This window comes from Limimaricola sp. AA108-03, from assembly GCF_050847355.1.
Lineage (GTDB): Bacteria > Pseudomonadota > Alphaproteobacteria > Rhodobacterales > Rhodobacteraceae > Limimaricola.
Genome location: NZ_CP193755.1, coordinates 377,629 through 402,520, shown reverse-complemented (window position 1 = coordinate 402,520; position 24,892 = coordinate 377,629). Strand labels below are relative to the sequence as shown.

Annotated in this window: 25 protein-coding genes; 13 read left to right on the top strand and 12 right to left on the bottom strand. The window is 69.4% G+C overall.

The genetic code is table 11. The features are described 5' to 3' along the window. Window positions 1-3 precede the first annotated feature (3 nt). Window positions 4-882, top strand: coding sequence for a cation diffusion facilitator family transporter (locus tag ACRAQ3_RS02105; RefSeq protein WP_269397742.1), 879 nt, complete (start codon window positions 4-6; stop codon window positions 880-882). A 2-nt stretch (window positions 883-884) separates the two neighbouring features. Here ACRAQ3_RS02105 and ACRAQ3_RS02100 read toward each other — a convergent pair whose 3' ends face one another. Beyond that, window positions 885-1,184, bottom strand: a complete 300-nt coding sequence (locus ACRAQ3_RS02100) for a hypothetical protein (protein ID WP_432255488.1) — start codon at window positions 1,182-1,184, stop codon at window positions 885-887. A gap of 120 nt (window positions 1,185-1,304) precedes the next feature. Between ACRAQ3_RS02100 and ACRAQ3_RS02095 the strand changes: the two genes are divergently transcribed. Continuing rightward, window positions 1,305-1,556: a hypothetical protein gene (locus ACRAQ3_RS02095; RefSeq protein WP_269397740.1), complete on the top strand. Its 252-nt coding sequence runs from the start codon at window positions 1,305-1,307 to the stop codon at window positions 1,554-1,556. A 73-nt stretch (window positions 1,557-1,629) separates the two neighbouring features. On the opposite strand, the gene ACRAQ3_RS02090 is transcribed toward ACRAQ3_RS02095, so the two are convergent. From ACRAQ3_RS02090 to ACRAQ3_RS02065, 6 genes are all read right to left on the bottom strand, one after another. Beyond that, window positions 1,630-2,091 (bottom strand): PRC-barrel domain-containing protein, encoded by a 462-nt coding sequence (locus tag ACRAQ3_RS02090; protein ID WP_432255487.1) that lies wholly within the window; start codon window positions 2,089-2,091, stop codon window positions 1,630-1,632. A 98-nt stretch (window positions 2,092-2,189) separates the two neighbouring features. After that, complete coding sequence (locus tag ACRAQ3_RS02085; protein ID WP_432255486.1) at window positions 2,190-4,205, bottom strand: M3 family metallopeptidase; 2,016 nt, start codon at window positions 4,203-4,205, stop codon at window positions 2,190-2,192. 23 nt (window positions 4,206-4,228) lie between these two features. Continuing rightward, on the bottom strand, window positions 4,229-5,290 hold the full coding sequence (locus ACRAQ3_RS02080; RefSeq protein WP_432255485.1) for a HesA/MoeB/ThiF family protein: 1,062 nt from the start codon (window positions 5,288-5,290) through the stop codon (window positions 4,229-4,231). Next, window positions 5,287-5,769 carry a dUTP diphosphatase gene (gene dut / locus ACRAQ3_RS02075; RefSeq protein ID WP_432255484.1) on the bottom strand — a complete coding sequence of 161 codons (483 nt, stop codon included), beginning with the start codon at window positions 5,767-5,769 and terminating at the stop codon, window positions 5,287-5,289. Before dut ends, ACRAQ3_RS02080 begins: the two co-directional genes overlap by 4 nt. Window positions 5,770-5,775: 6 nt before the next feature. Then, window positions 5,776-6,999, bottom strand: coding sequence for a bifunctional phosphopantothenoylcysteine decarboxylase/phosphopantothenate--cysteine ligase CoaBC (coaBC, locus tag ACRAQ3_RS02070; RefSeq protein WP_432255483.1), 1,224 nt, complete (start codon window positions 6,997-6,999; stop codon window positions 5,776-5,778). A 65-nt stretch (window positions 7,000-7,064) separates the two neighbouring features. Next, window positions 7,065-7,943 carry an RNA polymerase factor sigma-32 gene (locus ACRAQ3_RS02065; RefSeq protein WP_432255482.1) on the bottom strand — a complete coding sequence of 293 codons (879 nt, stop codon included), beginning with the start codon at window positions 7,941-7,943 and terminating at the stop codon, window positions 7,065-7,067. A 108-nt stretch (window positions 7,944-8,051) separates the two neighbouring features. Here ACRAQ3_RS02065 and cobU point away from each other — a divergent pair, with 108 nt between their 5' ends. The 3 genes from cobU to ACRAQ3_RS02050 all read left to right on the top strand — a co-directional run bounded on the left by cobU (window position 8,052) and on the right by ACRAQ3_RS02050 (window position 10,769). Beyond that, window positions 8,052-8,576, top strand: coding sequence for a bifunctional adenosylcobinamide kinase/adenosylcobinamide-phosphate guanylyltransferase (gene cobU / locus ACRAQ3_RS02060; RefSeq protein ID WP_432255481.1), 525 nt, complete (start codon window positions 8,052-8,054; stop codon window positions 8,574-8,576). Next, window positions 8,573-9,139: a histidine phosphatase family protein gene (locus tag ACRAQ3_RS02055; protein ID WP_432255480.1), complete on the top strand. Its 567-nt coding sequence runs from the start codon at window positions 8,573-8,575 to the stop codon at window positions 9,137-9,139. Before cobU ends, ACRAQ3_RS02055 begins: the two co-directional genes overlap by 4 nt. Window positions 9,140-9,257: 118 nt before the next feature. Continuing rightward, the gene (locus ACRAQ3_RS02050) at window positions 9,258-10,769 is read left to right on the top strand and encodes a YifB family Mg chelatase-like AAA ATPase (protein ID WP_432255479.1); all 1,512 of its coding nucleotides are present in this window, start codon (window positions 9,258-9,260) and stop codon (window positions 10,767-10,769) included. Between the two features lie 16 nt (window positions 10,770-10,785). On the opposite strand, the gene gshB is transcribed toward ACRAQ3_RS02050, so the two are convergent. The 3 genes from gshB to rsmI all read right to left on the bottom strand — a co-directional run bounded on the left by gshB (window position 10,786) and on the right by rsmI (window position 13,301). Then, window positions 10,786-11,730 carry a glutathione synthase gene (gene gshB / locus ACRAQ3_RS02045; protein ID WP_432255478.1) on the bottom strand — a complete coding sequence of 315 codons (945 nt, stop codon included), beginning with the start codon at window positions 11,728-11,730 and terminating at the stop codon, window positions 10,786-10,788. 104 nt (window positions 11,731-11,834) lie between these two features. Next, window positions 11,835-12,212 carry a YraN family protein gene (locus tag ACRAQ3_RS02040; protein WP_432255477.1) on the bottom strand — a complete coding sequence of 126 codons (378 nt, stop codon included), beginning with the start codon at window positions 12,210-12,212 and terminating at the stop codon, window positions 11,835-11,837. A 201-nt stretch (window positions 12,213-12,413) separates the two neighbouring features. Continuing rightward, window positions 12,414-13,301 carry a 16S rRNA (cytidine(1402)-2'-O)-methyltransferase gene (gene rsmI / locus ACRAQ3_RS02035; protein WP_432255476.1) on the bottom strand — a complete coding sequence of 296 codons (888 nt, stop codon included), beginning with the start codon at window positions 13,299-13,301 and terminating at the stop codon, window positions 12,414-12,416. Between the two features lie 73 nt (window positions 13,302-13,374). Between rsmI and ACRAQ3_RS02030 the strand changes: the two genes are divergently transcribed. The 3 genes from ACRAQ3_RS02030 to murJ are packed head-to-tail and all read left to right on the top strand — an operon-like array spanning window position 13,375 to window position 18,921. Continuing rightward, complete coding sequence (locus tag ACRAQ3_RS02030) at window positions 13,375-14,559, top strand: penicillin-binding protein activator (protein ID WP_432256252.1); 1,185 nt, start codon at window positions 13,375-13,377, stop codon at window positions 14,557-14,559. Then, window positions 14,519-17,338: a [protein-PII] uridylyltransferase gene (locus ACRAQ3_RS02025; RefSeq protein ID WP_432255475.1), complete on the top strand. Its 2,820-nt coding sequence runs from the start codon at window positions 14,519-14,521 to the stop codon at window positions 17,336-17,338. Before ACRAQ3_RS02030 ends, ACRAQ3_RS02025 begins: the two co-directional genes overlap by 41 nt. After that, window positions 17,335-18,921, top strand: a complete 1,587-nt coding sequence (murJ, locus tag ACRAQ3_RS02020) for a murein biosynthesis integral membrane protein MurJ (RefSeq protein ID WP_432255474.1) — start codon at window positions 17,335-17,337, stop codon at window positions 18,919-18,921. The genes ACRAQ3_RS02025 and murJ overlap by 4 nt, the downstream gene beginning before the upstream one ends. Here the strand turns inward: murJ and ACRAQ3_RS02015 are convergent. Then, complete coding sequence (locus tag ACRAQ3_RS02015) at window positions 18,918-19,631, bottom strand: rhomboid family intramembrane serine protease (RefSeq protein ID WP_432255473.1); 714 nt, start codon at window positions 19,629-19,631, stop codon at window positions 18,918-18,920. The genes murJ and ACRAQ3_RS02015 overlap by 4 nt on opposite strands. A gap of 78 nt (window positions 19,632-19,709) precedes the next feature. On the opposite strand from ACRAQ3_RS02015, the gene trpS reads away from it, so the two are divergent. Beyond that, window positions 19,710-20,726 (top strand): tryptophan--tRNA ligase, encoded by a 1,017-nt coding sequence (gene trpS, locus ACRAQ3_RS02010; RefSeq protein ID WP_432255472.1) that lies wholly within the window; start codon window positions 19,710-19,712, stop codon window positions 20,724-20,726. 238 nt (window positions 20,727-20,964) lie between these two features. On the opposite strand, the gene ACRAQ3_RS02005 is transcribed toward trpS, so the two are convergent. Next, complete coding sequence (locus ACRAQ3_RS02005; RefSeq protein ID WP_432255471.1) at window positions 20,965-21,516, bottom strand: L,D-transpeptidase; 552 nt, start codon at window positions 21,514-21,516, stop codon at window positions 20,965-20,967. Between the two features lie 186 nt (window positions 21,517-21,702). On the opposite strand from ACRAQ3_RS02005, the gene ACRAQ3_RS02000 reads away from it, so the two are divergent. From ACRAQ3_RS02000 to ACRAQ3_RS01985, 4 genes are all read left to right on the top strand, one after another. After that, complete coding sequence (locus ACRAQ3_RS02000; protein WP_432255470.1) at window positions 21,703-22,188, top strand: VOC family protein; 486 nt, start codon at window positions 21,703-21,705, stop codon at window positions 22,186-22,188. A 96-nt stretch (window positions 22,189-22,284) separates the two neighbouring features. Then, a complete protein-coding gene (locus tag ACRAQ3_RS01995; RefSeq protein ID WP_432255469.1) occupies window positions 22,285-23,148 on the top strand; it encodes a branched-chain amino acid aminotransferase in 864 nt (287 codons plus the stop codon). 1 nt (window position 23,149) lies between these two features. Then, window positions 23,150-24,373: a hypothetical protein gene (locus ACRAQ3_RS01990; RefSeq protein ID WP_432255468.1), complete on the top strand. Its 1,224-nt coding sequence runs from the start codon at window positions 23,150-23,152 to the stop codon at window positions 24,371-24,373. Window positions 24,374-24,390: 17 nt separating this feature from the next. Further along, window positions 24,391-24,846 (top strand): universal stress protein, encoded by a 456-nt coding sequence (locus ACRAQ3_RS01985; protein WP_021693706.1) that lies wholly within the window; start codon window positions 24,391-24,393, stop codon window positions 24,844-24,846. Window positions 24,847-24,892 lie beyond the last annotated feature (46 nt).

Below are 24,892 nucleotides of genomic sequence, written 5' to 3'. Positions count from 1 at the left end.
CGCATGGCAGCGCAGCGCGACGACGACCGGCTGAACCTTTCGGCCGGGATCGCCTCCGTTGCGGTGGCCCTGATCCTGATCGCGGCCAAGCTCTGGGCGCTGTTCCAGACCGGCGCCCTCTCGGTCGCCGCGACGCTGGCCGATTCGGCGCTGGATCTGGCGATGTCGCTGGGCGCGCTGGCGGCGATCGCCTATGCGGCGCGGCCGGCCGACGACGACCACGCCTTCGGTCATGGCTCGGCCGAGGACCTCGCGGCGCTGGGGCAATGCCTGTTCATCCTCGCCTCGGCCGCGCTGATCGGCGGCGCCGGGGCGCAGCGCCTCGCCAACCCCGCCCCCGCGATGCCCACCGCGGAAGGGGCGGGCATCGCGGTGATGTCGCTGTCGATCGGGCTGACGCTGGCCCTAGTCGGCTGGCAGCGCCACGTGGCCCGCGCCACCGGCAACCGCGTGGTGGCGGCGGATTCGCTGCATTACCTCGGTGATCTTGTGCCCGCGCTCGGCGCGATCGGCGCGCTATGGGCCTCGCGACGCTTCGGGCTGGGCTGGGTCGACCCGGTCGTCGCGATCGGCGCGGCGCTGCTGATGGCGCGCGGCGCGCTGATCATCGGACGCGACGCTTGGGACGCGCTGATGGACCGGGCGGTGGATGCCGAAACCGTCGCCGGGATCGAGGCGATCGCCAGCGATTTTCCGGGCGTACACGGCCATCACGACCTGCGCACACGCCGCTCCGGCGGCCGGGTCTTCGTGAATCTGCATATCGAGCTCGACGGCACGCAGAGCCTGCAAGAGGCGCATGCCATCGGCGCCGCGCTCAAGCATGAGATCCTCGCCCGATACCCGCGGGCCGATGTGATCATCCACAAGGACCCGGTCTGAGGTCAGTAGCTCGATGGCGGGTCCGAGGCCGGAAAGCTTTCGTCCGCCGTCTCGTCCTGCAGGTCCCAGCGCCGCGGCGGATCGCGCATTTCCTCGCGCCCGGCCTGCCGCACCGGCCCGCCATCGTCATGGGCGAAAGCGGCGTAGCCTCGATGGCGGGCCCGGCTGGCCTGCATCCGGTCCATCCCGGCCTCGGCCGCTTCGCGGATCTCGCTGCGATAGCGCCGGACCAGCCAGACCGCGCCGCCCAGAAGGGCCAGCGTCGGCAAAAGCGCGGGCCCGCGCTTTCGGTGGTGTCGCATGACGTGCCTCCGATCCTTGTTCTCAGGGGAGGAAACGCCTGGCTGACGCGCGCGTTCCGGGAACGTCCCACCCTCAGCCAACGTTGGCCCAACAGGATCAACCAAACCCGGAGGCCGCCCATGTCCGCCAATCCAGATACGCTCGAAGGCCGTCTCCTGGCCCAGCGCAAGGTGCTTGCCCGGCTGGTCGCCGCGCTCGAGGGGCCGGCGGGCGACGAGTTGCGCGATTACATCCGCGATCGCAGCCACATGATCGCCGACGAAGAGGACCCGGGCGCGGTGCCCGGCGAAGGCCTGTCGATCGAGGGTGCCCTCGCCGACGAGATGCACCACATCTTCGAAGCCGCCGAGGCGCATCGCAAGGCGGTCTGATCCGCGTGGCCACGAAAAAGGGGCGCGGAAAACCGCGCCCCCCTTCATGGCCCTTCGGGCACTACCGGGACGCTCAGTCCCAGAAGCCTTCATCCACGCCTTCGAGCGCTTCCAGTTCCTCTTCGCTCAGGCGGGTCACGATCGCATAGGTCGCATCGTCGACGGCGACGAGGCGGACATCGCCGGTGGCCAGCATCACGTGCTTGTCCGCGATGTCGAGAAAGCCGCCGACCTCGGCCACCACGCCGACCATCTGGCCGTCGCTCGACAGGACCACGTCCTCGATCTCGCCGATCTCGTTCCAGTCCGCGCCAAGCTCGTCATAGGCGCTGACGCCGTCCCAGCCTTCGTCGTCGGCCTCGTTGATGGTGTAGATCGCCCCGCCGGTGATGTCGCGGGTCCGGATCAGATCCCCCTGCATGCCCGACAGGTCGGCGCTCGTCATCGCCGGGGTCTCGGTCATGACGTGGCTTTCGGCCAGCGCGCCGGTGGCGGCGACGGAAAGGGCGAGGGCGCTTGCGGTGAAGAGTTTCATCTTGGGCGTTCCTTTCTTGGTCCGTGTTGCCGACTCAACGGGTCGGGCGGAGCGCAGTTCCCCGCCCCGTCCCGCTCCGGCCTTCCCCTCGCGTCAGCTCAGGCCGCCAGTCCCCGCCCCTTCAAGAGGGCCTCGACGCTCGGCGTCGCGCCCCGGAACCGCTCGTAGAGCACCCCGGCCTCCTCGGAGCCGCCGCGTGACAGCACATGCGCCTCGAGCCTGCGCGCGGTATCGGGATCGAAGGGATCGCCGGTCTCGCGGAACGCTTCGAAGGCGTCCGCATCCATCATCTCGGACCACAGGTAGCTGTAATAGCCCGCCGCATAGCCGTCGCCCGAGAAGACATGCGCGAAATGCGGCGTGGCGTGGCGCATCGCGATGGCGCGGGGCATGCGGATCTCCTCCAGCAGTTCCGCCTGTCGCTGCATCGGGTCGGCGGGGGCCGGGCCGCAATGAAACTCGAGATCGACGATGGCCGAGGCCGTCTGTTCGACCGTGGCAAAGCCTTGGTCGAAATTCGCCGCCGCCAGCATCTTTTCCATCAGCGCCTCGGGCATCGGCGCGCCGGTCTCGGCATGGGTGGCGAATTCGCGCAGCACCTGCGGCACTTCGAGCCAATGCTCGAAAAGCTGGCTCGGCAGTTCGACGAAATCGCGCGCCACCGAGGTGCCCGAGATGCTCTCCCATGTCACGTCGGACAGCATCTGGTGCAGCGCGTGACCGAACTCGTGGAAGAGGGTGCGCGCATCGTCGAAGGAGAGCAGCGCCGGTTCGCCCTGGTCTGGCTTCGCGAAGTTGCACACGTTGAGGACCAGCGGCCGCACCTCCTGCCCGCCCATGCGGTGCTGCTGGCGCATCGTCGTGCACCACGCACCGGAGCGCTTGGACGGCCGGGCGAACCAGTCGCCGATGAAGACGGCAAGGTGCTTGCCGTCCCGGGTGATCTCGAAGGCGCGGGCGTCCGGGTGGTAGAGCGGTGCCTCGATCTCGCGCGCCTCGATCCCGAACAGGCGCTGCGCCACGGAAAAGGCGGCCTCGATCATCCGGTCGAGCTGGAGATAGGGCTTGAGCGTGCCGTCATCGATCTCGTGTTCGGCCCGGCGGCGAGCCTCGGCATAGTAGCGCCAGTCCCAAGGCTCCAGCGGCCCCTCATGCCCGTCGGCACGCAGCATCTCCTCGTAGATCGCGGCGTCGGCCTCGGCCGCCGCGCGCGCCGGCTCCCAGACCGCGTGCAGAAGCTCGCGCACGGATTGCGGATCCCCCGCCATCTCGGTTTCGAGCTTCCACGCGGCGTAGTCATCGTGGCCCAGAAGCTTCGCGCGTTCCTCGCGCAGCTTCAGCGTTTCCGCGGCGATGGCGCGGTTGTCGGTTTTGCCGCCATTCATGCCCCGCGCGGTCCACGCCTCGAAGGCTTTCTTCCGCAGCACCCGGTCCGGCGAATATTGCAGGAACGGCACCACCAGCGAACGCGACAGGGTGATGACCGGCCCGTTCTCGCCACCGGCGGATTTCGCGGCCGACCGCAGACCGGCGGGCAGCGGCGCCAGCGCTTCGGGCGACAACGGCATGGTCCAGCCCGCCTCGTCCGCGAGCAGGTTCTGCGAGAACTCGGTGCCCAGCACCGAGAGCCGGGCGCGGATCTCGGCCATGCGCTCCGCCTGCGCGCCTTCGAGCCGCGCCCCGGCCCGCACGAAGCGGCGATGCGTCAGCATCAGCACCCGCGCCGCTTCCCGGTCGAGCTCGAGCGTCTCGCGCGATTGCCAGAGCGTATCGATCCGCTCGAACAGTGCGCGGTTACCGATCACCCATGACGTATGGGCCGAGAGCATCGGGGCGAAATCACGTTGGAGCGACTGGCGCGCCGGCGTGCTGTCGGCGCCGGCTACCGCGTAGAAGGCGCCGAACACCCGGCCCATGCCCTCATCGGACATCTCCAGCGCGGCGATGGTGTTGTCGAAGCTGGGCGGCTCGGGGTTGGCGGCGATCGCCTCGACGGCGGCTCGCGCCTCGGCGATCACCGCCTCCGCCGCGGGCATCCAGTGATCGTCTTCGATGCGGTCATAGGGCGGCAGGCCGAAGGGCGTGTCCCAGGGCGCCAGTAGCGGATTGGTCATGCAGGTCTCCTTTGTCGGAAAACCTATGGGCGCACGGCCCCCGCTTCCAGCCCCCGCCCGCCGCAGACCGGGCAGCCCGGGCGAGGCCGGATCGCGATGCTGCGGTTCTCGGCATAGAGCGTGTCGATGATCGCCAGCCGCCCCGCCAGTGTCTCGCCCGCCCCCGTCAGCCGCTTGATCGCCTCGGCCGCCATCGTCGCGCCGACGATGCCCGGCAGCGGCGACAACACCCCCGCCTCGGCACAGGAGGGGATGAGCGAGGCGTCGGGCCGCTCGGGAAAGACGCAGGCCCAGCAGGGCGTGCCGCGCGCCGGCTCGTAGAGCGAGATCTGCCCTTCCCATTGCGTTAAGGCCGCCGCCACGAGCGGCTTGGCGGTCGCGACGGCGGCGGCGTTGACCGCCTCGCGGGTGGCGAAGTTGTCGGTGCCGTCGAGCACGAGGTCGTAATCCTCGAAGAGATCCCCGGCGATTTCGGGCGTCAGGCGGCGTTCATAGGGCCGGATCTCCACATGCGGGTTCTGCGCGCGCAGCTTGGCGGCGGCGGCGTGGACCTTGGGCATGCCGATCTGCGCCTCGTCGAACAGCACCTGCCGCCCGAGATTGCTCAGATCCACCGCGTCGTCGTCGATCACGCCGATGGTGCCGACGCCCGAGGCCGCGAGATAGGTCAGCGCCGGGCAGCCCAGGCCACCCGCGCCCACGACCAGCACCCTCGCGCGCCTGAGCGCACCCTGCCCCGGCCCGCCGATCTCGCGCAGGGTGATGTGGCGCGCATAGCGGGTCAGTTCGGTTTCCGAGAACCCCTTGCGCGGGGCCGGAACGGCGGCAGGTGCCGCACGCGCTTTCAACCGTCGCAGCCCCTTGGAATAAAGCCAGACCAGCGCGCCACCCGCCAGAAGCAGCAGCCAGAACGCCGCTTCGCCGCCCATCGCCTCGCGCAGCGGATGACCGTCGGGCAACACCAGATGCGCGGCGATCACGCCGGTCATCAAGAGACCGATCATGTAGAGCCGGGCACGGCGCGGCGCGCCGGTCAGCGCGCCGATGCCCCAAAGCGCGGCGATCATCACGCCGACCAGGATCATGCGATTCCCCCGGTCGAGCCGAAGCCGCCCTGCCCGCGCGCCGTGTCGTCGAGATCCGTGGCCAGATCGAAGACTGCCGTGACCACGGGCGCCAGCACCGCTTGGGCGATGCGCATGCCATGGGCGATGGTAAAGCTTTCCTGCCCGGCATTCATGACGATCACCCCCAAGGGCCCGCGATAGTCGCTGTCGATGGTGCCGGGGCTGTTCGGCAGGGTGATGCCGTGCTTCAGCGCCAGCCCCGACCGGGGCCGCAGCTGCAACTCATAGCCTTCGGGCACCGCGACGCGCAGCCCCGTGGGCACCAGGGCACGGGCTCCCGGGACGAGCGGGATCCCCGCCTCGCGGTCGAGCGGGTCGAGATTGGCGACCAGATCCGCCCCGGCCGCCCCTGCCGTCTGGTAGGTCGGCAACGGCAGCGACCGGTCCGCCGTGTCGGTCCAGCACAGCCTCACCCCGATGCGCGATCCCATGTTCATCTTTCCTCAAATACGCCCGCCGGAGGCGGTCCCGCCAGCCCGGCCCAGCGCCTCGGCCAGCCTCTGCGCGAGCCGCTCGGCCACCGCCCGCTTGGCCATGCGGGGCCATTCCTCGGCCCCTTCCTCGGTGATCAGCGTCACCGCGTTCTCGGCGCCACCCATGATCCCGGTGCCCGGGGAGACGTCATTGGCGACGATCCAGTCGCACCCCTTGCGCGCCCGCTTGGCGGTGGCGTTGGCGATCACGTCATCGGTCTCGGCGGCAAAGCCCACGACGAGCTCGGGCCGTCCCACCGCCATGCCCGCGACCCGCGCAAGGATGTCGGCATTCTCGGCCAGCGACAGGTCGGGCAGCGCCCCGGCGCGCTTCTTGATCTTTCGGTCCGAAGCGGTCCCGACACGCCAGTCGGCCACGGCGGCGGCAAAGATCGCCGCGTCGGCGGGCAGCGCCGCCTCGACGGCGGCGAGCATCTCGGCCGCGGTTTCGACCGCCACGATCTCCGCGCCTTCCGGCGGGGCGGCGCTGGCCGGGCCGGTCACGAAGGTGACCCGCGCCCCCAGCCGCAGCAGCGCCGTCGCGATGGCCGTGCCCTGCGCACCCGACGAGCGGTTGGCGATATAGCGCACCGGGTCGATCGGCTCATGGGTAGGCCCCGAAGTGACAAGCACGTGACGCCCCGAAAGCGGACGATCGGCGGGAGCGAGAGCGGCCTCGATCGCGGCGATGATCGCGGCGGGTTCGGACATCCGCCCCGGCCCGTATTCGCCGCAGGCCATCTCGCCCGCATCGGGGCCGACCACCATGACGCCGTCGCCCTTCAAGGTCGCGAGGTTACGCCGGGTCGCGGGATGCTCCCACATCCGGACGTTCATCGCGGGCGCGATCAGCACCGGCGTGTCGGTGGCGAGGAGCAGCGTCGAGGCGAGATCCGAAGCCCGGCCCTGCGCCATCTTGGCCATCATTTCGGCCGTGGCGGGGGCTACCACCAACAGGTCGGCCACGCGCGACAGCTGGATATGCCCCATCTCCGCCTCGGCGGTGAGGTCGAACAGCGCCTCGTGAACCTTTCTGCCTGCGAGGGCCGAGACCGAGAGCGGCGTGACGAACTGGGCCGCGCTTTCGGTCATGACCGGCGTCACCTCATGACCCGCTTTCGATAGCTGCCGGATCAGCTCCAGCGACTTGTAGGCCGCGATGCCGCCGCCGATGATCAGGAGGATGTGCGACATGGCTTCGCCCCGCAGTCAATGCGGGGCGACCCTAGGGCTTTGATGCGGCGGGGGCAATCGACGGCTCAGGCGAAGAAGCCGCGGACCTCGCGCGACTGAGCCTCGAGGCTGCGGCGCATCTTGCCGAAGGCGGCCGCCTCGAGCTGGCGTACACGCTCCTTCGACAGCCCCAGCTCGTCGCCGAGGCTTTCGAGCGTACGCGGCTCGTCACGCAGCTTGCGCTCGCGCACGATGAACTGCTCGCGGGCATTGAGCGCCGAGAGCGCCGAGAGCAGCCATTGGCGCAGCATGTCGGTGTCGTGGTTGTTCTGGACCAGCTCCGCGGCCTGAATGCCCTCGTCTTCGAGCGCCTCGATCCATTCGCGCCCCTCATCCTCGGTCGACTGCGTCGCGTTGAGCGAGAAATCGGACCCGGACAGGCGACCCTCCATCATCTCCACATCGGCGAGCGGTACGCCCACCTCCTTGGCGATCATCTTGCGCAGCGTCGCGCCATCGAGCTCGCGCCCTTCGGCCGCGGCTTCGCGCTCGATCCGGGCCTGCACCCGGCGCATGTTGAAGAACAGCGATTTCTGGGACGAGGTCGAGCCGGTGCGCACCATCGACCAGTTGCGCATCACGTAGTCCTGGATCGACGCCTTGATCCACCAGACGGCATAGGTCGAGAAGCGCACGCCGCGATCGGGGTCGAACTTGTCGGCCGCCTTCATGAGACCGAGCGAGGCCTCCTGAATGAGGTCGTTCATCGGCGCGCCGTAGCGGCGGAATTTCGAAGCCATGGAGATGGCGAGGCGCATATAGGCGGTGATGAGCCGGTGCAGCGATTTCTCGCAACGCTGGTCGCGCCAGGCATAGGCGAGTCGCAGTTCGGTCTCGGCGTCTAGGAGTTCTGCCCGCATCGCGTTGCGGGTCATCGACTGGTCCGCAAATCCGTCAAAAGCCATGTCATCGTCCCCGGGACATTAGAGGGTCGGTGCGCTTGCCATGGCCGGACGGCCTGCTAGTCACCTTGCTGACCCGTTAACGCGGCACCCTTCGAGAAAGTTTCCGACATGACCTTGCAGAATTTGACGCTGGTTCTAGGCGGGGCCGCATCGGGCAAGTCGGATTTTGCCGAAAGCCTTGCGAGAAAGGCCGAGAAGCGGCTCGTCTACATCGCCACCGGGCAGGCCTTCGATCGCGAGATGGAAGAAAAGATCGAGAGGCACCGCCGGTCGCGCGGCCCCGGCTGGCGCACGGTCGAGACACCGCTCGACCCGGGTTCGGCCATTTCCAGCCTTGCGACCGGCGAGATCGCGCTGCTCGACTGCGCGACGCTGTGGCTTTCGAACCTGCTTCTCGCAAAGGCCGATCTGGACGCCGAGGAAGCGCGGCTCTTCGCGGCCCTCGCCGACTGCCCTGCCCCGGTCATCGTGGTCTCGAACGAGGTCGGCGCCGGGATCGTACCGGAGAACGCGCTCGCACGGCGGTTTCGCGCCGCGCAGGGCGGCTTCAACCGACGTCTCGCCGCGCGGGCCGACACGGTGATCGGGGTGATGGCGGGGCTGCCCTTCGCGCTCAAGGGCGAAATGCCATGAGCGGGCTGTGGCTGATCCGGCACGGGCCCACCCATGCCAAGGGCATGTGCGGTTGGTCCGACCTGCCCGCCGACCTGTCCGATCTGGCGGCGCTGGCGCGGCTCTCGGCCCGGCTGCCTGAGGCGCCGGTGGTTTCCTCGGATCTGGACCGGGCGGTGCGAACCGCCGATGCGCTTGCGCGGGACCGGCCACGCCTTGCGCATGAGCGGGCGCTGCGCGAAATGCATTTCGGCGACTGGGAGTTGCGGCGGCACGACGAGATCGAGGCCGAGACCCCGGCGCTGATCCGCGACTTCTGGGATCGGCCCGGCGATGTCGCTCCGCCGGGCGGCGAAAGCTGGAACGCGTTGCGTGCCCGTTGCGATGGGGCCATCGACCGGCTCTGGAACGGTGGCGACCTGATCGTGGTGGCGCATTTCGGGGTGATCCTGACCCAACTGCAACGCGCGCTCGGCTGCGAGGCGCTGGAGGTCTTCGGCCACCGGATCGAGCCGCTGTCGTTGACCCGGCTGAGCCGCGAGGACGGCGTCTGGCGGGTGATCGAGATCAACGCCCTCCCCTGAACACCCTTCCAAACCTGCCGACGCCGCTCCGACCGCCCCCCGAACTTGACGACGACGGTTAACCCTTCCTGAACCATTCCCGCGCGAGCCTAGCGGGACGGACAAGGGGGGCGGCGACATGGTGGCGCGGGCCTATACGGTGGCCTTCGAGGGGGTGGAGGCGCGGCTCGTCGAGGTGCAATGCGCCGTGACCGCGGGGCTGCCCGGCTTTACCATCGTCGGCCTGCCGAACAAGGCGGTGAGCGAGGCGCGCGAGCGGGTGCGCGCGGCGCTCTCGGCTCTCTCCATCGCCCTGCCTTCCAAGAAGGTGACGGTGAATCTTTCGCCCGCCGACCTGCCGAAGGAAGGCTCGCATTTCGATCTGCCGATCGCGCTGGCGCTGCTGGCCGCGATCGAGGTGCTTCCCGAGGATGAGGTGGCCGGCACCGTGGCCTTGGGCGAGCTGTCCCTCTCGGGCGATCTGGTGCCGGTGATCGGCGCTCTGCCCGCCGCGATGGCCGCGGCCGAGGAGGCGCGGCGCCTGCTCTGCCCCGCCGCCTGCGGCGCCGAGGCGGCCTGGGTCGAGGCGGTCGAGGTGATCGCGGCCCCCTCGCTGGCCCGAGCCATCCGGCATTTCACCGGCCAGCAACCGCTCGAACCCGCGCAGGCGGGGATCGCGCCCGCCTGCGTCTCGCCCCGCGACCTGCGCGACGTGAAGGGGCAGGAGCGCGCCAAGCGGGCGCTTGAGATCGCCGCCGCCGGCCGGCATCACCTGCTGCTTCTGGGCACGCCGGGATCGGGCAAATCAATGCTCGCCGCCCGCCTGCCGGGGCTGCTGCCGCCGCTCTCGCCGGTGGAGGCCCTGGAAACCTCGATGATCCATTCCGTGTCGGGGCTTCTGACCGAAGGCGGGATCAGTCGCGCCCGCCCCTTTCGCGAACCGCATCACACCGCCTCCATCGCCGCGATCGCCGGCGGCGGGCGCGACGCGAAGCCCGGCGAGATCAGCCTTGCGCATAACGGCGTGCTGTTCATGGACGAGTTGCCCGAGTTTCCGCGCACGGTGCTCGAGACGCTGCGCCAGCCGATCGAGACCGGCGAGGTGGTGGTGGCGCGCGCCAATGCGCATCTGCGCTATCCCTGCCGGTTCCTGCTGGTCGCCGCCGCGAACCCCTGCCGCTGCGGCTATCTCTCGGATCCGGATCGGGCCTGCGCCCGGGCCCCGGCCTGCGGCGAGGACTATCTCGGGCGGATCTCCGGACCGCTCCTCGACCGGATCGACCTGCGGGTCGAGGTGCCGCCCGTCGCCTTCACCGATCTCGACCTGCCCGATCCCGCCGAGGGCTCGGCCGAGGTCGCGCTCCGGGTGTCGGCGGCGCGGGAAATCCAGACGGCGCGCTTCGAGGGAATGGCGGCGCGGGTCAACGCCGATGCCGAAGGACAGCTTCTGGAGGACATCGCGGCCCCTGACACCGAGGGCCGCGAATTGTTGCTGCGGGTGGCCGAGCGCTTCGGCCTGTCGGCGCGCGGCTACCATCGGGTGCTGCGGGTGGCGCGGACCATCGCCGATCTGGACGGGTCGAAGACGGTCCGGCGGCCCCATGTGGCCGAGGCGGTCGGCTATCGGCTCGCGTCGAACCGCGCGCCCTGAGGCCGGGCGACGAAACCTAGCGCTTCGCCTCGATCGCTTCCCAGATCTTCGCTGCGACGTTGATGCCGTCGAAGCGCTCCAGCTCCTGGATGCCGGTGGGCGAGGTCACGTTGATCTCGGTGAGCCAGTCGCCGATCACGTCGATGCCGACGAGGATCTGGCCCTTCTCCCGCAGAAGCGGCCCGATCTTCTCGCAGATTTCGCGGTCGCGCGCGGTCAGCTCGACCTTTTCGGGTCGGCCACCGACATGCATGTTCGAGCGGGTCTCGCCCTTGGCCGGCACGCGGTTGATCGCGCCCACCGGCTCGCCATCGACCAGCAGCACCCGCTTGTCGCCCTTGGTCACGTCGGGCAGGTATTTCTGCACGATCAGCGGCTCGCGGTTGATGCCCGAGAACATCTCGTGCAGCGAGGCGAGGTTGCCGTCCCGGCTGTGCAGCTTGAACACCCCGGCGCCGCCATTGCCGTAGAGCGGCTTGAGGATGATGTCTCCGTGCCGGTCGCGGAACGACCGCAGCGTCGCCAGATCGCGGGCGATGGCGGTCGGCGGCGTCAGGTCGGGAAAGTTCAGGACCAGCAGCTTCTCGGGGTAATTGCGCACCCAGAAGGGGTCGTTCACCACCAGCGTGCCGGGGTGAATCATGTCCAAGAGATGCGTGGTGGTGATGTAGCCCATGTCGAAGGGCGGGTCCTGGCGCAGCCAGACCACGTCCATCTCCGACAGGTCGACCTCCCGCTCCTCGCCGAGGCTGTAATGGTTGCCCTTTTCGCGGCGCAGCTCCAGCGGCCAGCCCCGCGCCGTCACCCGCCCTTCCTGAAAGGCGAGGCGGTCGGGGGTGTAGTAGAACAGCTCGTGCCCGCGCGCCTGCGCCTCCTCGCCGATGCGAAAGGTGGTGTCGGCGTCGATGTTGACGCTGCCGATCGGGTCCATCTGGAGGGCGACCTTGAGAGGCTTGGGCATGGCGGCGATCTTTCGCTGGGAATGCGGTTCCCGATCCATGCCCGAAGCGCGCCCGCTCCGCAATGCGCCGCGCCTGCGCTCCCGCGCACAGGGCGGGTCCCGCTTCAGCCGCCGTCAAAGGCGTTCTCGATCACCCGCACCGCGCCCTGCCCGTCGACCAGCGCGAGGTCGAAGCGCATTTCGGTCAGCGCCCCGTCAGGCATCTCGCCGCAATAGGCCTCGGCGGAACGGCAGATGCGTTCCATCTGGCGACGGCCCAGCTGCACCGTGGCGGCATCGAAGCTGCGGCTGGCCTTGACCTCGACGAAGACGAGCCGCGCGCCCTCGCGGACGATCAGATCGATCTCGCCGCCCGGGCCCCGCCAACGCCGTGCCAAAACGGCACGGCCGCTGCGCGCGTAATGCCGCGCGACGCTGTCCTCGGCGGCAAGCCCCGACAGCCGGGCGCGGCAGCCGCGCTCCACGTGCTGGGCATGGGTCATCTGGGCCGTTCAGGCCGGCTCATCGACCTCTGTTGAGGGCGGGGGTTACGGATGAGCGCGGGTGATCGGATCCGGCCTGTCTGTTCCGGCCACAGAAGAAGATGGCTGGAAAGAGACGCGATGCTTCGCAGCCATCGCCACGGCATCGCCAGCGTATCAAAGCCCTGCGTCCGGGCTGTCGCACGTACCGCCCTTCCGCTGTCAGCTCTCGTCCCCATCTGCATCATCGGTCCCTTTCTCCAGCGCGAGCGCCGCCTGATAGACCTCGCGGCGCGGCAGCCCCAGCGCACCGGCCACCGCCGTCGCCGCGTCCTTCATGCGCATCGTGCGCATCGCGTCGCGCAGCGCGGTTTCCAGATCGGCCCCGGTGACCTCTTCGGTCTCGGCCCGGCCGACGAGCACAACGATCTCGCCCTTGAGCGTGCGGCCCTCGATCGCCGCGCAGACCTCGGCCGCCGTGCCACGGATCACCTCCTCGAACCGCTTGGTCAGTTCGCGGCACAGCGCCACGGGCCGGTCCGCCCCCAGAATGTCGCGCAAACTTCCCAACAATTCGTGAACGCGCTTGGGGCTCTCATAGAGCACCAGCGTGAAGGGCAGCGACCTGAGCGCCGCGATCTCGGTCTCGCGCTGGGTCTTGGCGGGGGGCAAAAAGCCCGCGAAGGCGAAACGGTCGGTGGGCAGCCCGGAGACCGCCAGCGCCGCCAGCACCGCCGAGGCGCCGGGCGCCGCCAGAACCGTGTGCCCTGCGGCGATCGCGGCCCGGCCCAGCGCATAGCCCGGATCGGCGACGAGCGGCGTTCCGGCTTCGGAGACATATGCCACGGAGCCGCCACGCTCGAGCACCGCGAGAATGCGGTTGCGATCACCGGCGCCGGAATGGTCGTGATAGGCCAGAAGCGGTCGGTTATTCAGCGAAATCCCGTGGATTTCCATGAGCTTGCGCAGCGTCCGCGTGTCTTCGGCGGCAAGCGCGTCGGCATTCGCCAAGAGGTCGAGCGCCCGCAGCGTGATGTCGCGCGCGGTGCCGATCGGCGTCGCCACGAAGTGCAGCCCCGGTGCCACCGGCCGTGTTTCGAAATTCGTCACTGGACCCCTGCCCGCCCCGGTTTATGATTGGTTGCGAACCTGCCCCGCGCCCGTGCCGGAGAAAGTGATGCCCATGTTCGCCCGTTTGACGCAGCCTCGCAAGGCTGCGGCCCGACTTCTCGCCCTGTTCTCACTCGTTTGGCTCGCCGCGTGCCAGCCGATCGTGGCCTCCGGCCCGGTCTCGGATGCGCAGCGCGTGACGCCCGGCGCCCCCGTGAAGGTGGCGCTTCTCGTGCCCGCCGGCTCCTCCTCCGGGGCCGACCAGCTGCTCGCCAGCAACCTCGAAAACGCCGCCCGCCTCGCCATCGCCGATCTCGGCAATGTCGAGATCGACATGAAGGTCTACCCGACCGCCGGCGATCCGGGCCGTGCCGCGCAGGCCGCGACCACGGCCGTGTCCGAGGGCGCGCAGATCATCCTCGGGCCGCTCTACGCCGAGGCCGCCAACGCCGCCGGCGTCGCGGTGGCGAACCAGGGCGTCAACGTGCTCGCCTTCTCGAACAACCCGACGATCGCCGGCGGCAACGTCTTCATCCTCGGGCCGACCTTCGCCAACACCGCCGACCGGCTGGTACAGTACGGCATGCGCAACGGCATCCAGCGTTACGTGGTGGCCTATGGCAACGACCTGCAGGGCACGATCGGCCGCGACGCGATCGTCAACGCCGTCAACCGGTCGGGCGGCGCCGTCGCCGGGACCCAGCCCTACGAGTTGAGCCAGGCCGGCGTGCAATCCGCCGCGCCGCGCGTGGCCGAGACGGTGCGCGGCTCCGGCGCCACCGGCGTCTTCACCACGGCGGGCGTCAATGCCGATCTGCCAATCCTCGCCACCGCGCTGAACGAGGCCGGAATCACGCCGCAGCAGGCGCGGATGCTGGGCCTGACCCGCTGGGACGCGGCGCCGCAGGCGCTGGCGCTCCCGGGTCTTCAGAACGGCCTCTTCGCTGTGCCGGACACCAACCGCACGCGCGCCTTCGAGCAGCGCTACTCGGCGACCTATGGCGCGCAGCCGCACCCGCTGGCCGGTCTCGCCTATGACGGGATCGCCGCCATCGGCGCGCTGGCCGCGACTGGCCGCGCCGACGCCCTGACCCAGAGCGCTCTGGTCCAGAGCCAGGGCTTCAAGGGCACGTCGGGGATCTTCCGGCTGCTGTCCAACGGCACCAACCAGCGGGGGCTGGCCGTGGCCACGATCCGCAACAACCAGGTGGTTATCCTTGACCCTGCTCCCACAAGCTTCCGCGGCGCCGGCTTCTAAGACGCCGTCCCTCGCGAAGCCAGACACGACCGACGCGCCGGAGGATCTGATCCTTCCGGCGCGCGACATATTCGACATCGAGGCCGTGACGCGGCAACTCGAGACGGCCATGGCCGAGGCCGGGGACGCGATGGCCGCGCGCCGGGCCGCCGTCGGGGTGCTGGCAGAGGCCCGCCGCCAAGGCCGCGAGGCGCTCGCCGACGCCTTCGCCACGCGTCCCTTCGCGGCGCGCCCTGTGACCCGGGCCCATGCCTGGCTTACCGACCGGATCGTCACCGCGAGCTTCGACGTCGCGCGTGCGCTGCACCCGCTGCACAATCCCACCGAGGGCGAGCGCCTGTCGCTTCTGGGCGTCGGCGGCTACGGCCGCGGCGAGATGGCGCCGCATTCCGACGTCGACCTGCTGTTCCTGACGCCGTGGAAGATCACGCCCTGGGCCGAGAGCGTCATCGAATCGATGCTCTACATGCTGTGGGACCTGAAGTTGAAGGTCGGCCATGCGAGCCGCACCGTGAAGGATTGCCTGCGGCTGGCGAAGGAGGATTTCACGATCCGCACCTCGCTCGTCGAATGCCGCCGCCTCGCCGGCGACACGGCGCTGGCGGCGAGCCTCAAGGAACGGCTCTGGACCGAGCTGTTTCGCAATACCGCGCCCGAATTCATCGCCGCCAAGCTGGCGGAGCGCGACGCGCGCCACCTCAAGCAGGGCGGTCAGCGCTACGTGGTCGAGCCCAACGTCAAGGAGGGCAAGGGCGGCCTGCGCGACCTGCAATCGCTCTACTGGATCGGCAAATACGTCTACGGCGTGCAGGACGCGGCCGAGCTGGTAGGCCGCGGCGTCTTCACCGACGAGGAATACGCCGAGTTCGTGCGGGCCGAGGATTTCCTCTGGGCGGTGCGCTGCCACCTGCACCTGATCACCAACCGGGCGATGGACCAGCTCACCTTCGACATGCAGGTCGAGGTGGCCGAGCGCATGGGCTATGTCGATGGCGGCGGACGGCGCGCGGTCGAGCATTTCATGCAGGATTACTTCCGCCACGCGACCCGGGTCGGCGAGCTGACGCGGATCTTCCTGACCGCGCAGGAGGCCACGCATCTGAAATCCGAGCCGATGCTGACCCGGCTGCTGGCGCGCCGCAAGCGCGCCCGCCCGCCCTACCGCATCGTGCATAACCGGCTCGACGTGGCCGACGAGGCGGCGTTCCTCGCCGAGCCGGTGAACCTGCTCAGGATCTTCGACGAAAGCCTGCGCACCGGCCATCTGCTGCACCCCGACGCGATGCGGCTGATCTCGGCCAACCTGCATCTCATCGACGCCAAGCTGCGCGAGGACCGGGAGGCCAACCGCATCTTCCTCGACCTGATGATCCGGCGCGGCAACCCCGAGCGGGCGCTGCGACGGATGAACGAGCTCGGCGTGCTGGCGGCGTTCCTGCCCGAATTCGCGCCGATCGTCGCGATGATGCAGTTCAACATGTACCACCACTACACGGTGGACGAGCACACCATCCAGTGCATCTCGACGCTGGCGCAGATCGAGCGCGAGGAGCTGGTCGAGGAACTGCCCGTGGCCTCGGGCATCCTCAAGGCCGGGGTGAACCGCCGGGTGCTCTACGTGGCGCTGCTGCTGCACGACATCGGCAAGGGCCGGGACGAGGACCATTCGGTTCTGGGCGCGCAGATCGCCCGCCGCGTGGCGCCACGGCTGGGTCTCAACCGCAAGGAATCCGAAACGGTGGAATGGCTGGTCCGGCATCACCTGCTGATGTCGGACATGGCGCAGAAGCGCGACATCGCCGAGCCGCGCACGGTGCGCGATTTCGCCCGCGCGGTGAAGACCAAGGAGCGGCTCGACCTGCTCTGCGTGCTGACGGTCTGCGACATCCGCGGCGTCGGCCCGGGTACATGGAACAACTGGAAGGCCATGCTGCTGCGCGGCCTTTACACCGCGACCGAGGAGGCGCTGGCCACCGGGCTGGAGGATCTCAACCGTGGCGCCCGCGAGGCCGAGGCCAAGAAGGCGCTGCGCGAGGCGCTGTCGGACTGGCCGCAGGCCGAGCTTCGGGCCGAGACGACGCGGCATTACGGCCCCTACTGGCAGGGCCTGCCGCTCGACAGCCATGTCCGCTTCGCGCATCTGCTGCGCGGCCTTGGCGCCGACGAGATTCGTACCGACCTGATGCTCGATGCCGATCGCGACGCGACGCGGGTCAGCTTCGCCACCACCGACCACCCGGGGCTGTTCTCGCGGCTCACCGGGGCGCTGGCGCTGGTCGGCGCCAACATCGTCGACGCGCGCACCTATACCGCCAAGGACGGGCTGTGCACCGCCGTGTTCTGGATTCAGGATGCCGAGGGACACCCCTACGAGGAGGCCCGGCTGCCGCGGCTCGAACAGATGATCGGCAAGACTCTGCGCGGCGAGGTGGTGGCGCGCGATGCGATCAAGGACCGCGACAAGATCCGCAAGCGCGAGCGCGCCTTCCGGGTGCCGACCTCGATCGCCTTCGACAACGAAGGCTCGGAGATCTTCACCATCATCGAGGTCGATACCCGCGACCGCCCCGGCCTGCTGTTCGACCTGACCCGGACGCTGGCTGCCGCAAACGTCTATATTTCCTCCGCCGTCATCGCGACCTATGGGGAGCAGGCGGTCGATACCTTCTACGTCAAGGACATGTTCGGATTGAAATACCATTCTGAGTCGAAGCAGCGCGCGCTCGAGCGCCGCCTGCGCGAGGCCATCGAAGCGGGCGCACGGAGGGCCGTGTCTTGAAGCCCATCCGCCTCGTGCAGGGCTTTCTCACCGTCGGCATCTGGACCCTCCTCTCCCGCGTCTTCGGATTCGCCCGCGACATCATGATCGCGGGCTATCTCGGCGCGGGCCCGGTGGCCGAGGCCTTCCTCGTGGCCTTCTCCCTGCCCAACATGTTCCGCCGCTTCTTCGCCGAGGGCGCGTTCAACATGGCCTTCGTGCCGATGTTCTCGAAAAAGGTCGAGGCGGGCGAGGACGCCGAGCGTTTCGCGCAGGAGGCCTTCGCGGGCATGGCCTTCCTGCTCACGATCTTCACCGTGATCGGCATCCTCGCCATGCCGGGGCTGGTCTTCGCCATGGCCTCGGGCTTCGCCGAGGACGAGCGCTTCGAGCTTGCGGTCGAATACGGGCGGCTGGCCTTTCCCTACATCCTGTTCATCTCGCTCGCGGCGCTGGTCTCGGGCGTGCTGAACGCCACGGGCCGCTTCATGGCCGCGGCGGCGGCGCCGGTGCTTTTGAACGTCATCTTCATCGTGGCGGTGCTGGCCGGCGCGGCGATGGGGCGCGACCCGTCGGAAAGCCTCGGGCTGGGCATCGACCGGGCGCTGGGCCTCAGGGTCGGCGACACCCTCGCCGCCTCGGTGCCGCTCGCCGGGCTAGTACAGCTCGGCCTCGTCTGGATCGCCGCCAAGCGCGCGGGCTTCCACCTGCGGCTCGCACGGCCGCGCCTCACGCCCGAGTTGAAGAAGCTCGCCGTGATCGCCGCACCGGCGGCGCTCGCGGGCGGCGTGGTGCAGATCAACCTGCTGGTCGGCCGCCAGGTGGCCAGCTTCTTCGAGGGCGCGGTGGCCTGGCTCAACTATGCCGACCGGCTCTACCAGCTGCCCTTGGGCGTGGTCGGCATCGCCGTGGGCGTGGTGCTCTTGCCCGATCTCTCACGGCGGCTGCGCGCAGGCGACGAAGCGGGCGGGCGCGACGCCTTCAACCGCGCCGCCGAAATGAGCCTTGCCCTGACCATCCCCGCCGCCGTGGCGCTCGTGGTGATCCCGGTGCCGCTGGTCTCGGTACTGTTCGAGCGTGGCGCCTTCACCACCGACGACACCATGGCGACGGCGCTGGCGGTGGCGGTCTACGGCCTCGGCCTGCCCGCCTTCGTGCTGCAAAAGGCGCTGCAACCGCTGTTCTTCGCGCGCGAGGACACGCGATCGCCGTTCCGCTACGCGCTTGCTGCGATGCTGGTGAACGTGGTGGTGGCGGTGGGTCTCGCCCCGGTGATCGGCTTCATCGCCGCGGCGCTGGGCACGACTCTCGCGGGTTGGGCGATGGTCTGGCTGTTGTGGCGCGGCTCGCGCTCCATGGGTCACGCCGCCGAATGGGACGACCGGTTCCGCCACCGGCTATGGCGGATCTGCGGCGCCTCGGCGCTGATGGGGGCGCTGCTGCTCGGCACCGCCGCCCTGCTCGGCCCGTTCCTTGCCACCGCCTCGGTGCGCTACCTCGCGCTGGCGCTGCTCGTGGCGATCGGCATGGCCGGCTATTTCGGCTTCGGCCAGCTCCTGGGCGCGTTCCGCCTCGCCGAGTTCCGTCGCGCGGTGCGGCGCTAGCGCGCCCGCATCCGCGCGAGGAAAGCGCGGGTGCCACCCGGCGCGAGCAGCGGCGACAGCGCGAGCCCGGTCACGAAGCCAGCGGCGTCGGCCACCCATGAGGGGTCGGCGCCGAACATCAGACCGAACACGAGCTGAAGCGCCAGCAGCACGCCGATCAGCCGGAAGGCGGCGAGCCGGTTCGAGCCGGCGCGACCGAGCTGCAACCACATCAGGTAGGTGAAACCACCGATCAGCCCGTAGACCGCCGGAAAGGCGCCGATCAGCGGGTAGTTGGTGCTGATGAACAGCCCGAAGGCCAGCCCGCCCGCCAGAGTCGTTGCGACCAGCATCACGCCCAGAGCGACCGGATGCAGCACCTCGCCCACGAACTTGCCCAGCGCCAGCAGCAGCGCCACCGCGAAGAGCGCATGGGTCATGCTCATATGGACGAAGGGGTAGCTCAGAAGCCGCGAGGCAAGGCCCCAATCCCAGCCCGTCAGCAATCGGTCGAGCACCGCAGGGGCGAAACCCCAGCCCTCGATCGCGCCGATACGCCAGCCTACCGCCTGCGGCCCGCCGACGAGCCCGGTGGCCCCGAGCGACAGCGCCGCCTCGATCCCCGCCATCGCCAGCGCCAGCACCACGATCAGCGGCGGCAACGTACCGAACGGGCCTTCCATCGGCGCGTGGTTCGGATCGGGGCGTTCGTAATAACCTTGCGGTCGCATCCTCAGGTCCCTTCGGTTGACCTCGACAGGGGGCATGGCTAATCGGAATGCCACCCGGTTTCCAGCAGGACACGCGCCATGACCGCCACCACGTTCGCCCCCCGCGTCTTTTCCGGCATCAAGCCCTCGGGGGGTCTGACGCTCGGCAACTATCTGGGGGCCATCAAGCGCTTCGTCGAGATGCAGGGCGGCGAATTCGAGACGATCTATTGCGTCGTCGACCTGCACGCGATCACGGTCTGGCAGGAGCCGGAAGAGCTGCGCCGTGCCACCCGCGAGGTGGCGGCGGGCTACCTCGCCTCGGGCGTCGACCCGGAAAAGTCGATCCTGTTCAACCAGAGCCGCGTTTCGGCCCATGCCGAGCTGGGTTGGCTGTTCAATTGCGTCGCGCGCGTGGGCTGGATGAACCGGATGACGCAGTTCAAGGAAAAGGCGGGCAAGAATGCCGAGAAGCAGAGCCTCGGCCTCTACGCCTACCCGTCGCTGATGGCCGCCGACATCCTCGCCTACCATGCCACGCATGTGCCGGTTGGCGAGGATCAGAAGCAGCATGTCGAACTGACCCGCGACATCGCCGCCAAGTTCAATCACGACTACAAGACCGATTTCTTCCCGCTCACCACCCCGGTGATCGAGGGTCCGGCGATGCGGGTGATGAACCTGCGCGACGGCACCAAGAAGATGTCGAAGTCGGGCGAGAGCGACATGGAGCGGATCAACATGACCGACGATGCCGACGCCATCGCCAAGAAGTTCAAGAAGGCGCGCACCGATCCGGCGCCGCTGCCCGAGAGCCTCGACGGCCTCTCCGACCGGCCCGAGGCGAAGAACCTCGTCGACATCTATGCGGGCCTGTCGGGAATGACGGCGGAACAGGTGATCGCCGAGCATGGCGGTGCCGGCTGGGGCCAGTTCAAACCGGCGCTCGCCGATCTCGCGGTCGAAAAGCTGGCACCGATCTCGTCGGAGATGGCGCGGCTCATGGATGATCCGGCCGAGATCGACCGGATCATGGCCCGCGGCGCCGAGCGCGCCCGCGCCATCGCCGAACCGATCGTCGCGAAAACCTCCGAGATCATGGGACTCATTCGCTGAGCCCCGGGACGGGGCGCCATGCGCCCTGTCTCTCGAGACGAGCAGAAACCCCGCCCCAGCCTGCCTAAAGCCGTATTCCTTCAGCGGAAACGGCAGGAAGGCAGGCGCGCCGCATGGCCACTTTGTTCCAGAAATACGCAATCCGAAGGGTCGCAGGTGGCGCAGCGATCAGGCTGCTCGCACCTAGTTTCCTGACCACGGCAGGAAGGGGCGCGTCGTCCCCTTCCGCCGGAACGGCTCAGATCAGTCGCACCTGCGTGCCGGTTTCGACCAGCGCGTAGAGCTTGGCGATGTGCTCGTTGTAGAGACCGATGCAGCCATCCGAGGACGGGCGCCCGATCTTGCGCGTGTCGTGCGTGCCGTGGATGCGGTAGTACTGCCAAGACAGGTAGAGAGCATGGGTGCCGAGCGGGTTGCCGGGACCGGGGGGGACCACGGCCGGGAGCGACGGGTCACGCTCGCGCATCGACGGCGTCGGGGTCCATGTCGGCCCGTCGACCTTGCGCACCACCTCGGTGTAGCCGAGCTTGGTCAGCTCCGGGCTGACCGGCACCGACGAGGGGTAGAGCCGGTAGGTTTCGTCGTCGCCGCCCCAGAAATGCACCGCGCGGGCCTTGGTGTCGGCGACGATGACCCCCACGCCCAGCGCGTCGAAATGGTCGCGCCAGTCGATCTTCTGCAGCGCAGAGACGTTGCGCTGCACCGCGCTCTGGGCGGCGATGGCCGGTGCGGCGAGCGTGACGAGGCCAGCGGCGCCGCTGGCGATGAAACCGCGTCGGGTCTGGGTCATGGGAACTCCTTGCCTGTTTGGGCCTCCTTTCCCCCTTCCCGCGCGGGAGGATCAACTCACGTCGGCGCGAGCGGCGGCATCGCGCTTTCGCGCTGTTGCACCGATGCCGTGCGAAACTGGCGACTGCCGCGCCCCGGGCGGAGCCCCTATCTGGGCGGTAGAACCCGTCAGGACCGGAGAGCCGAAATGACCACCACCATCGCCCCTGCCGCGACCCGCATCGGTCACGTGCATCTGCGCGTCGCCGATCTCGACCGTGCCATCGCCTTCTACGGCGAGCTGCTGGGTTTCGAGCTGATGCAGCGATACGGCGCCGGCGCCGCCTTTCTCTCGGCCGGGGGCTATCACCACCATATCGGCCTCAACACCTGGGAGAGCCTCGGCGCGGTGCCGCCGCCGCCGGGCCATACCGGTCTCTTCCACACCGCGATCCTCTACCCGGACCGCAAGTCATTGGCGCAGGCGCTGCAGCGGGTCATCGCGGCCGGGGTCGAGATCGAGGGGGCCGCGGATCACGGGGTGAGCGAGGCGATCTACTTCCGCGACCCGGACGGCAACGGGGTCGAGATCTACCGCGACCGCGCCGAGGCCGACTGGCCGCGCGATGCCGGGGGCGGGCTTTCGATGCGCAATGCCCGGCTCGATCTCGAGGCGCTGCTGGCCGAGGCTTGAGCGCAACGCCCGGGCGCTGCGGATCGGCGGATCACCGCCGCCTCTCGACCGATTTGCGCCGCTGGCCTAGCCTGCGCTCCAAAGCGGAGGACAGGCATGGCGACGGGCACCGATATCCGGACCTATTTCGAAGGGCGTTGGCACAAGGGCGACATCGCCGTGATCCGTGCCTCGGATCACGGCGCGTGGCTCGGCACGACGGTGTTCGACGGTGCGCGCTACGCGCATGGCCTCGCGCCCGATCTCGACCGCCACTGTGCCCGGGCCAATGCCTCGGCCGAGGCGCTGATGATCATCCCCACCGTCTCGACGCAGGAGATGGTCGGCATCGTCCGCGAGGGGCTGGCCGCCTGCCCGAAGGATGCCGCGATCTACATCCGACCGATGTACTGGGCACTCGATGGTGGCCATTTGGGCATCCTGCCCAAGGAGGGCGCGACCGGGTTCGCCGTGGCGCTGGAGACGATCCCGATGGCGCCGCCCGACGCTTCGACCACACTCACCACCACCCGTTTCCGCCGCCCCGTGATGGAGGATGCGGTGGTCAACGCCAAGGCGGGCTGCCTCTACCCCAACAACGCCCGGATGATCGCCGAGGCGCGCGCGAAGGGCTTCGGCAACGCGCTGGTGGCCGACGCGCTGGGTAATGTCGCCGAGAGCGCCAGCTCCAATGTCTTCATCGTGCGCGACGGCGAGGTGTTCACCCCGATCCCCAACGGCACCTTCCTCGCGGGCATCACGCGGGCGCGTCACATCGCCAATCTGCGCGCCGATGGCGTAAAGGTGCACGAGGTCACCATGTCCTTCGAGGACGTGCACGCCGCCGACGAGGTGTTCCTGTCGGGCAACATGCACAAGGTCACGCCGGTCACCACCTTCGACGACACGGCCTATCCGATCGGCCCGGTGACGAAGCGGGTGCGCGAGATGTACTGGGACTGGGCGGCGACGGCGGGCTGAGATGCGGCTCTGGCGCGCCCTCGACCGGCTGCTGGCGTTCCTGCCCGTCGCGCTGAGCACGGTGGCGTTGGCGCTCTTGATGTCGCAGAACCCCTTCGCCGCGCCCTATCTGGAGCGCAGCACCGAGGCGGTGGCGCTGGAGTTGCGCGCGGCCCTGGCGCGCGAGGTGACGCCGGAATGGTACATGGCCGAGATGGACCGGGCGCTTCTGGCCGAGGATCTCGACGCGATGCGCATGGTTTCGGCGGTGGGCGGGCGTCACGGCATCGCGCCCTCGCCGGCGCTTCTGGGCCGCATGCAGGCGCTGGAGGCGCGCGAGACCGGGGCGCTGGCGGCGGCGCGTGACTGCGCGGTCTGCGCCGCCGACATCACCGCCTGCCCGCGCGTGGCGCTTCTGGCGATGTGCGGCGTCACCGTCGAGATGACGCCGTTGGGCGATCTGAACGCGCTCAGGCGGGCGGCGCAGGCCGGCATCGCCGGCGAGGAGATCGACCGCATCGAGGTGGCGCTCGCGGGCGTCGGGCTCGGGGCCACCGGCCTGGTGCTGGCCTCGGGCGGCACCAGCGCCACGGTGAAGGTCGGCGCAACCTCGCTGCGGCTAGCGCGGCGGCTCGGCACCGTCAGCACGAGCTTCTCCGACGAGCTGCGGCGGCTGTCCGATGTCGGCTTCCGGCCGGATCGGCTCGACGATCTCGCTTTGGGCAAGATGGGTCTCGACGAGGTGGCCGATCCGGTGAAGCTCGCCCGGGTGGGCGAGCTGGCCTCGGATCTGGGCCGCGTCGCCGCGAATAGCTCGCTCACCGACGCGGTGCTGATGCTGCGCCACGTCGATGACGCCGCCGATGCGCGGCGGCTGGCGCGGCTCTCGGACGCCGCCGGTCCGGACACCCGCGCCACGCTCGACATTCTCGGCAAGGGTCGCGCCTTCCGCGCGCTGGTGCGGCTGTCGGACCTCGCGATCGGCGCGGCGGCGCTCTTGTGGCTGCTGGCGGGACAGGTGCTGATCTTCCTCGGTGAGCGGGTCGGCCGGATGCTGCTGTCGCTGATCCGCGCGCCGGTGCAAGCGCAGCTCCGGCAGGCGGCGCACAAGGCCCCCACCCCGCGCGCCGAGCCGCCGCTGACCCGGCCGCAGCCGCAGCTGCGCCCCGACCCGCCGCTGCGCCGCCCGGCCATACACCGCCCGGTTGCCCCGCGTCCGGTGCTGGGTCACACTCCGGCCGAATAGCTCCGACAGGACGACCCATGCGCAAGTTCCTCGTGATCCTCGACGATACCCGCGAATGCCTCAACGCGATGCGTTTCGCGGCGATGCGCGCGGGCAAGACCGGCGGCGGGGTCACCATCCTGTCGGTGATCCCCCCGGACGAGTTCAACCATTGGGTAGGGGTGGGCGAGATCATGCGGGCCGAGGCGCGCGAGCGGATCGAGGTGCATTTCGAGGTCTTCGCCAAGTGGATGCGCGACCGCCAGAACGTGCATCCCGATCTGGTGATCCGCGAGGGCGAAGCGGTGCCCGAGATCCTCGCCCAGATCCGCGAGGACCCGGAGATCGGCGTGCTGGTGCTCGGCGCGGGCGACGACCGCAAGGGGCCGGGGCCATTGGTGAGCCAGCTCACCCGCGAGGCCGGCAGCCTGCCGGTGCCGATCACCATCGTGCCGGGCGACATCTCCAAGGAGCGGCTCGAGGCGATTACCTAAGCCACTGCCGACGGCCGATTTAGAACCGTTCCAAATCTTGACTTCG

Bases quoted from the DNA above. Each gene is read 5' to 3' on its own strand.
- ACRAQ3_RS02105 (WP_269397742.1), top strand. From the start codon at position 4: ATGGCAGCGCAGCGCGACGACGACCGGCTGAACCTTTCGGCCGGGATC.
- trpS (WP_432255472.1), top strand. From the start codon at position 19,710: ATGACCGCCACCACGTTCGCCCCCCGCGTCTTTTCCGGCATCAAGCCC.
- ACRAQ3_RS02055 (WP_432255480.1), top strand. From the start codon at position 8,573: ATGAGCGGGCTGTGGCTGATCCGGCACGGGCCCACCCATGCCAAGGGC.
- ACRAQ3_RS02030 (WP_432256252.1), top strand. From the start codon at position 13,375: ATGTTCGCCCGTTTGACGCAGCCTCGCAAGGCTGCGGCCCGACTTCTC.
- ACRAQ3_RS02050 (WP_432255479.1), top strand. From the start codon at position 9,258: ATGGTGGCGCGGGCCTATACGGTGGCCTTCGAGGGGGTGGAGGCGCGG.
- gshB (WP_432255478.1), bottom strand. From the start codon at position 11,730: ATGCCCAAGCCTCTCAAGGTCGCCCTCCAGATGGACCCGATCGGCAGC.
- coaBC (WP_432255483.1), bottom strand. From the start codon at position 6,999: ATGTCGCACATCCTCCTGATCATCGGCGGCGGCATCGCGGCCTACAAG.
- ACRAQ3_RS02065 (WP_432255482.1), bottom strand. From the start codon at position 7,943: ATGGCTTTTGACGGATTTGCGGACCAGTCGATGACCCGCAACGCGATG.
- cobU (WP_432255481.1), top strand. From the start codon at position 8,052: ATGACCTTGCAGAATTTGACGCTGGTTCTAGGCGGGGCCGCATCGGGC.
- ACRAQ3_RS02085 (WP_432255486.1), bottom strand. From the start codon at position 4,205: ATGACCAATCCGCTACTGGCGCCCTGGGACACGCCCTTCGGCCTGCCG.
- dut (WP_432255484.1), bottom strand. From the start codon at position 5,769: ATGAACATGGGATCGCGCATCGGGGTGAGGCTGTGCTGGACCGACACG.
- ACRAQ3_RS02095 (WP_269397740.1), top strand. From the start codon at position 1,305: ATGTCCGCCAATCCAGATACGCTCGAAGGCCGTCTCCTGGCCCAGCGC.
- ACRAQ3_RS02100 (WP_432255488.1), bottom strand. From the start codon at position 1,184: ATGCGACACCACCGAAAGCGCGGGCCCGCGCTTTTGCCGACGCTGGCC.
- ACRAQ3_RS02015 (WP_432255473.1), bottom strand. From the start codon at position 19,631: ATGCGACCGCAAGGTTATTACGAACGCCCCGATCCGAACCACGCGCCG.
- ACRAQ3_RS02000 (WP_432255470.1), top strand. From the start codon at position 21,703: ATGACCACCACCATCGCCCCTGCCGCGACCCGCATCGGTCACGTGCAT.
- ACRAQ3_RS02040 (WP_432255477.1), bottom strand. From the start codon at position 12,212: ATGACCCATGCCCAGCACGTGGAGCGCGGCTGCCGCGCCCGGCTGTCG.
- ACRAQ3_RS01990 (WP_432255468.1), top strand. From the start codon at position 23,150: ATGCGGCTCTGGCGCGCCCTCGACCGGCTGCTGGCGTTCCTGCCCGTC.
- ACRAQ3_RS02080 (WP_432255485.1), bottom strand. From the start codon at position 5,290: ATGATCCTGGTCGGCGTGATGATCGCCGCGCTTTGGGGCATCGGCGCG.
- ACRAQ3_RS02090 (WP_432255487.1), bottom strand. From the start codon at position 2,091: ATGAAACTCTTCACCGCAAGCGCCCTCGCCCTTTCCGTCGCCGCCACC.
- ACRAQ3_RS01985 (WP_021693706.1), top strand. From the start codon at position 24,391: ATGCGCAAGTTCCTCGTGATCCTCGACGATACCCGCGAATGCCTCAAC.
- ACRAQ3_RS01995 (WP_432255469.1), top strand. From the start codon at position 22,285: ATGGCGACGGGCACCGATATCCGGACCTATTTCGAAGGGCGTTGGCAC.
- ACRAQ3_RS02005 (WP_432255471.1), bottom strand. From the start codon at position 21,516: ATGACCCAGACCCGACGCGGTTTCATCGCCAGCGGCGCCGCTGGCCTC.